The organism is Microcystis sp. M53603_WE2 (assembly GCF_030065435.1).
In genome coordinates this window covers 1-6753 of the sequence record NZ_JASJFF010001343.1, presented here as the reverse complement: position 1 = coordinate 6753, position 6753 = coordinate 1, and the positions used below count along the sequence as shown (strand labels likewise).

The following is a 6753-nucleotide window of genomic DNA, read 5'->3' as shown; positions in this document are numbered from 1 at the left end:
TTTAGGAGTTGTCAAAACAAAGCGAAAATCAACAGTCAAGCTGATTGTAGCACCTTTTCCTGACCGGCAACGAAGTAGTCCCCAATTTTTTTTCAATAACCCCTTGACAAATTACACACAAGCTTAACTTCTCACCAATGGTCGCGGTCGGTCGAACCAGTCAAGCTTCCTTTGCCTTAAATGAACAATTGGAAGCGTTGACAGCAGCTATGAAGGCCCAGCGGCTACGAACGGATTTAGAGTCAATACCTTTCGTTAATCTACCGCCCGAGCGGAAAGATGATCTGAAAGAGATGCTCAAGATAGCCCTCTATGGCATCAAACAAGCTAATATCTTCTCAGGACATTATGGCGATGTTTTAGGAGTCAAATTTAGCCCCGATGGTGAGATGATTGCCTCCGCTAGTGCAGATAACAGGATCAAACTCTGGAAAAGAAACGGGAGTTTATTAGCCACTCTTGGTGAAAAGCGTGGTGGACACAAAGGTTCAGTAAATGCAGTGGCTTTCAGCCCCGACGGGCAACTGCTGGCCTCCGCCAGTGTGGATAACACGATTAAACTCTGGCAGCGCGATGGAACCTTAGAGAAAACTATTCAAGGGGATAAAGATGGCGTAAATGCAGTCGCTTTCAGCCCTGATGGTCAGTTGATTGCCTCTGGTGGTAACGATAAAACTGTTAAACTCTGGAAACGAGACGGCACCTTATTGAGGACGCTGGAAGGACATCGGGGGGCAGTTAAGGCAGTCGCTTTCAGCCCTGATGGCCAGTTGATTGTCTCAGGTAGTCGGGATAAAACGCTCAAACTCTGGAAACGAGATGGCACCCTATTGAGGACGCTGGAAGGACATGGGGATACAGTTAAGGTGGTCGCTTTCAGCCCCGATGGTCAGTCGATTGTCTCAGGTAGTCGAGATAAAACGCTCAAACTTTGGAAGCTAGACGATACCTCGCCGACCATCACTTTTAGTGGCCATGAAGCCTCTGTTTACGGGCTGACTTTTACCCCAGATGGTCAGCAAATCGTTTCAGGAAGTTATGACAGAACAGTCAGACTCTGGAAACTGGACGGTACTTTATTGATGACTCTCCAGGGACATAGCGATGCAGTTAATACAGTTGATGTCCGTAACTACGGTAACAACCTGGAAATTGTTTCAGGTAGTAACGACAAAACGGTTAGACTCTGGAAACCTTACAACGAATTAGTGACGACTCTTTTTGGCCATAGCGATGTGGTGTCGGCTGTAGATTTAAATGCTGATGTAATCGTCTCAGGGAGTTTCGATAAAACAATCAAACTCTGGAAGCAAGATGGCACACTGAGGACGCTACTAGGACATAAAGGTTCAGTTAGCACCGTCAAAATTAGTCCTAATGGTCAATTTATTGTTTCAGGAAGTCTAGACGGAACTCTCAGAATCTGGCGGCTAGATGGTAAATTGCTCAATACCTTGAAAGGAGATACTGGTGGTGTTCACTCTGTAGCAATTAGCCCCAACGGTAAGTTAATTGTCTCAGGAAATTGGGATAAAACGCTTAAAATCTGGCGGCTAGATGGGAAATTACTTAATAACCTCAAAGGACACACTGATGGTGTTCAAGCAGTGGCGATTAGCCCAGACGGCAAGTTTATTGCTTCTGGAAGTGCGAGTAATAGCATCAAAATCTGGCAGATAGATGGCCATGGCACTTTGCTAAGTATTGTCACTCTCAAAGGACATCTAAGTTCCGTTTTAGGGGTTGATTTTAGCCGAGACGGTCGAATGCTCGTTTCTGGAAGTGGCGACAATACTATTAAACTCTGGAAGACTGATGAAAAGGGACAATGGCTTCCTTCCTCTGTTAAAACCATCGAAGGACATTCTAATTCGGTGTTGGACGTTAAATTTAGCCCCGACGGACAACAAATTGCTTCGGCTAGTAGTGATGATACCATTAGAATTTGGCAACTTGACGGTACTTTAGTGAATATGCTGCCGGGGTTTGGGGCTGATGTTAACGCCATCCATTTTAGTCAAGACGGTAAAACTCTTGTCTCCGGGAGCAGCAACAAAACAGTAATTATTTGGGATTTGGCTCGCCATTTAACACCTAAAGATATCCAAAGATACGCTTGCAAGTGGTTAAAGGATTATTTACAGCATAACCCCGAAGTAGAAGAGAGCGATCGCCGCCTTTGTGACAACATCTTCGGCGACGATCATTAAAATGGGTCTAGGTGTGAAGTTTAACTACTGATAGGCACCAAACTTAGAGACATCTCCATTATAAATAGTCTCGTTAGGCATTACTGCCTTAAATAAATCTGCTCCAACAAACTTAGCCCCCTTCAGATCAGCCTTGGCTAACTTGACATATCCGGCTCTTCGTTACTTGTTATGGTTCGATAGGGGGGCATAAATCGACTAAATCCTTATCTGGCAAGAGACTTAATTGATTAGTTCGCTCTAGATAAAAAACAATTGACAAAAATGGCTAAATGCCTTTCTATATAAGGGTTCCATCCCTTATAATCCCCGTCCATTGCATAACACAAACCGAAGAGCCACATATCCCATGGTTGCTTCCGAAAAATCCGTCCCCGATAAATTAGATCTGGATAAAATCGCATTTTTGAATTGGGCATTTTTGGCCACGGCATTGGACATATTCGCATCAGAAATGATGGCAGATTCTAGATCAGCCTCTGTTAAAGTCGCATCGGTCAAAATTGCCCCATCCATCCGAGCATTATACAAAACTGCTTTTGAGAGATTGGCCGCCGTTAGATTAGCCGCTGATAAAGTGATAGCCGAGAGATCGGCCTTGGAGAGATTAGCTCCTGTTAGATTGGCTTTTCCTAGCGTTGCCTCTTGCAGTAAGGCTCCTGATAAATTGGCTCCCGAAAGATTCGCCCCAATCAGAGCACTACCATACAAATCTTTATTCGATAAATCGACTCCCGATAGATCGCATCCATTACATTCGTTAGTCAGCAGCAATTTCGAGTAATCCGTAGCAACGAAAGCATTGGCAGGCAAACTAAAAAGGGTTAAACAAAACAGAATCGTGATCACCACAGCCGACAATTGACGAAACCAAAATTTCCTGTTCATTTTTCACTTCTAATTAAGCATTTTTTTGGACAATAAGAGGCGCACTAGCTGACACCGATCTTTCAGGTACAGCGCAGTACTTCAAGCCAACCGAAATTATTTGGCGTTGCTGAATTAGGGGATGAATTGATAATTGTCGATTTTAGATTGTGAGAACGCCTTGTCAATATTGACTTTATTCTGTTCCCTGTTTCCTTAATCCTACTTTCATCTCTTCATTCAGCAATGCCCATTAGTTAACTAAGTTTGACAGAGGGAGGATCACTCCAAGTCCCATACCCTTGTGCTTTCGCTCCGGGGGGATTAACTCCGATCGCCGACCACACAAGTGCTTCAGGATAGGCATAGGGAGCGGCAATAAAAGTGCTATCATTTACCGGAATCCCAAACCGTTCCCGCCATGCGGAGGGAAGTTGTTCCCAAGTAGCGATGTACCAGAGTTTGATAATGTTACGGGCGATGGGTCCTAGTTTTCCTGATGTCAAAACCGCCTCCACACCCTGATCATGAAAGGTTTGCAGTAATTCCTCAAATATTTGGCCACCAACGACACCCCGAACTGTATCAAAGTAAAGGGCAGCTTGGCCTGTGCCTTGCAGATGAAACTGAGAAAATCCAGTAACCGCTGCCGAGAACTCCAAGAAATACCCAGTAAACTCAGGTTTATCAATATTCACTGGTGATTGACCTCCACAAAATTTTGAACTCCATTTTGAACTTCATGGTGCTGACATTTAGTAAATCGGGGCGGCATTAACCCCGTCTTTTCCCGGAATGGGATTGCGAATTAACAGATTAGCCAAGTCTCTGAGTTTGAACATTCCCCCCACCGCAGGCAGTAATGTCTCAGGATGGCCGTTAAAGGAAAATTCAATCTGGGCGAGGAAATGAGCGTAAGCCTGCTGAAATTGCTGTCTGGCGGCATATAATTCTGAATCTTGGGGATAATCACTCAGTTTGGCATTCTCCAAGACCGGATAAACCGCGTCCCAATCTACGGTAAAGGTTTTTCCGGTGGGGTGATCGGGGAGATCTGACTTCAGCGGATCATCTTTATTGATCGTATAGTATTGACCTAATTTTAGTTGCTGGAAACGGTAGTAATGGGAAAGTTCCCGTTCTGCATCATAGATAGTTCCTTGCCTGGAGCCTTCACCTTGTTCTTGAATTACTTTTAACGCACGCTTGGCATCTTTGAGATTATATACCGGGATAATCTCGCCGGCACCATCGTAGTAATATTCCCGGGTAATTTGCTTTTTCGGATCGCCACAGAATAGATTCTGTCCCTTCTGTTTGTACTCTCGATCCAACGCTTCTAAGCCTCGGATGACCTCCGCATAAAACAGCCCAATGCTGTAATATTTGTAGGTTGGATCGTAACCAGGAATCGGCAACCATGAGCCTTGTGTCGGTCGAGGCAGCACTAAAGGTGCATCGTCAGGTACTTCTTTAGACCGTTCAATGTTGAGAAACGTCTCTACTGTTTCCGGGGAAAATTTGGCTAGGCCAACTTGAAAATCATCGGCTCCGGTAGGTAAGTAAGTCGGATAAGTGGGGATAAAATTATTGGCTGTCAGCACTCCTTTTATATTTCCCCCAACGGCATTAAACACATTGGCAGCCAGGGTGAGATGCAGCATTTCCTCCACAGCAATAGCGCGAATAATATGAAAAGCTTCTAGGTTACTTCCTGGTTTGAGGGAGTAAAGGGCGGTCATGTAAGGGGGAATGGTTGCGTGTTCTATCATCATGCCCTGAATCAGATAGTAATGCAGGTCGTCAACCGTTTGAATTAACCTTAAACGATCAGTCATCGATAATACCTCTGGTGGTAGGATTAGTAATCTGTTATGTCAATCTCAAGCTAAGTCCTGAAGCATCTGCTCAGAAGCTCGGAAAACCAGGGCGGCAAGAGGCAATGTTGTATTAGAACTGCCAATAGAAGGCATACTGCCAGCGCCGAGTAGATAGAGATTTTCGTGATCCCAAGAACGCAAATAGGAATCAACAACGGAGTTGTATTTAGTCGTTCCCATTACGTGGGTTCCTGAAAAGTGATTTCCTCCTCGGAACCAGTAGCCTTGACCCTCATACTCAAAATAGGCGGGATCTGACTTATCGTAGTGGGTATGATCTTCTGCTCCCAAGCGCTCGAAGATAGTTCGGGAAAGATTACGGGCATAAGCCATCGCCTTTTTACAGTAATCAGGGACATCAAAATGGATAACCGGACGATAATTACCGAGTTGATCTTTATATTGGGGATCGATGCTGACTCGGTTACTGGAATTAGCTGGCAATTCGCACATGAAAGCCAGTAGTAGCTGCCGTGAGATTCGGCTAATTAGTTCCTGGCGAAGTTCGGAGCCATACTTTTTATTATTATCGATCGCTTCTCGCACCACATCGGGGACACCAGTGCCTGACCATCCCCAACCATCATTGTGGATGTCAATGCCAAAGGCACATTGTTCTTTGCGGAATTCACCATTACGGAAGCTGCCAATTCCCGATGTCACCAAGGGGCCTCGCATCGTCCCCGTCACTTCGGGCATCAAAGCCCAAGCTAACAGGAAGGGATGATCCATGAGATTGCAACCCATCAGTCCACTGGTACTAGGCAAATTAGAGGACAACATCAGCCTGGCATTTTCTACCGCGTTAGTGGCTAGGACAAATAAACGACCCTTAGCCGTGCCAACCGTATAAGCAGGAGAGTTCTTATCCCGATAGTGCTTATACTCGATGCCACTAACACGGCCAGTTTCGGGATCGATTTCCACCCTGGAAGCGACCGCCTGAGTAAGAAGATGCACTCGTTCGGGAAAGGCTATTGTAGTCAGAGTCCTCCTGGCATCATACTTCGCTTGAGCTGGACAGATGGGAACACAATTGGCGTTTCCCTGGCATCGTTCTCCATACTCTACTGGATTTTTACCACTCAATCCAGTGGGAACGAAGTCGTTATCATGGCCGTACTCTTTGTAATCAGGGTTAGGTATGCCATTGCGACCCTGGGGAAAAGTGCTAAGTTTTAATTCGATCTTTTTGCCATTGAGTTCCACTGTCGTCCCCTGAATTTTCTGACGCACTTTCTTATCCAAGTAAGAAGGGGGCATTTCCCGCATGGGAAAGACATAGTCATCGTGTTCAAAAGTGATGCCTAACTCCCTTTGTTCTGCTGCATTTCCAGCAACCCCAATCTCGTACTCTGCTTGGCGGTAGTACTTCCAAAGCTCTTGATCGGTAATTGGCCAGTCAAGACCTTGTCCGTACTTGCTGCGTAACTTGAAATCATCGGGTAACATCCGTAGGGATTTCCCTTCCCAGTGCATAGTGGTTCCCCCTAAAATCCTGGTATAGGAACCGCTCAAGGGTAGAGGTCCTTTCTCTTCAAAGTAGCGAACAACATCATCAGTAGGACTCAGGACATTGGGATTTAAGGGATAGGGGGAGTTACCGTGCTTGATTACCGAACTGTAGAAAGTTTCAAGGTAATTTTGATAGCCTTCAACCCACATTCCGCACCCTCAACTGTCACATAAGCTGTCCCCCTCCAGAGACTTGAGTAAAAATACCTAGCTGGTGAAGGTTTTCTCGGTGGCCGCTAGGGGGGTCTTGAGACCCCTAATTAGGGTCTGCTGAAAAAGTT

General features: G+C 45.5%; 5 protein-coding genes. 1 reads left to right on the top strand and 4 read right to left on the bottom strand.

Features of this window, described 5'->3' with window-relative positions:
- The first annotated feature begins 137 nt into the window (after nucleotides 1-137).
- Nucleotides 138-2210, top strand: a complete 2073-nt coding sequence (locus tag PX481_RS28275; protein ID WP_288026711.1) for a WD40 repeat domain-containing protein — start codon at nucleotides 138-140, stop codon at nucleotides 2208-2210.
- Between the two features lie 300 nt (nucleotides 2211-2510).
- Here the strand turns inward: PX481_RS28275 and PX481_RS28270 are convergent, their stop codons facing one another.
- From PX481_RS28270 to PX481_RS28255, 4 genes are all read right to left on the bottom strand, one after another.
- Nucleotides 2511-3098 carry a pentapeptide repeat-containing protein gene (locus PX481_RS28270; protein WP_288023752.1) on the bottom strand — a complete coding sequence of 196 codons (588 nt, stop codon included), beginning with the start codon at nucleotides 3096-3098 and terminating at the stop codon, nucleotides 2511-2513.
- Nucleotides 3099-3334: 236 nt separating this feature from the next.
- Nucleotides 3335-3775, bottom strand: a complete 441-nt coding sequence (locus tag PX481_RS28265; RefSeq protein WP_002762519.1) for a hypothetical protein — start codon at nucleotides 3773-3775, stop codon at nucleotides 3335-3337.
- A 57-nt stretch (nucleotides 3776-3832) separates the two neighbouring features.
- Nucleotides 3833-4915 carry a ferritin-like domain-containing protein gene (locus PX481_RS28260; protein ID WP_002762518.1) on the bottom strand — a complete coding sequence of 361 codons (1083 nt, stop codon included), beginning with the start codon at nucleotides 4913-4915 and terminating at the stop codon, nucleotides 3833-3835.
- A gap of 45 nt (nucleotides 4916-4960) precedes the next feature.
- Nucleotides 4961-6622, bottom strand: coding sequence for a GMC family oxidoreductase (locus tag PX481_RS28255; RefSeq protein WP_288023757.1), 1662 nt, complete (start codon nucleotides 6620-6622; stop codon nucleotides 4961-4963).
- Nucleotides 6623-6753 lie beyond the last annotated feature (131 nt).